The organism is Alcanivorax sp. HI0007, assembly GCF_001635525.1.
Lineage (GTDB): Bacteria > Pseudomonadota > Gammaproteobacteria > Pseudomonadales > Alcanivoracaceae > Alcanivorax.
In genome coordinates this window covers 1-245 of sequence record NZ_LWEJ01000159.1, presented here as the reverse complement: position 1 = coordinate 245, position 245 = coordinate 1, and the positions used below count along the sequence as shown (strand labels likewise).

1 protein-coding gene is annotated in these 245 nt (G+C 62.9%); it reads right to left on the bottom strand.

Annotated features, from left to right (window positions below; all coding sequences use genetic code 11):
- On the bottom strand, nucleotides 1–245 hold a 245-nt coding region (locus tag A3714_RS08390; protein ID WP_197463393.1), incomplete at both ends, for an NAD(P)/FAD-dependent oxidoreductase.

Below are 245 nucleotides of genomic sequence, written 5' to 3'. Positions count from 1 at the left end.
ACAACGCCAACCCGGTGCACCAGCCACTGGCCCAGGCCCACTGGAAATTGAAGCCCCCGAGCTGGCCGGTAACATCCAGGACTTCACCAATGAAGTGCAGGCCGGGCACGGTATTGACCTCAAACGTCTTGGAGGAGATGGCATCGGTATCCACACCGCCCAGGGTCACTTCCGCGGTGCGATAGCCTTCGGTGCCGGAGGGTTTGAACTGCCAGCCCTTGAGGGTGGCCGCCACAGCGGCCAAC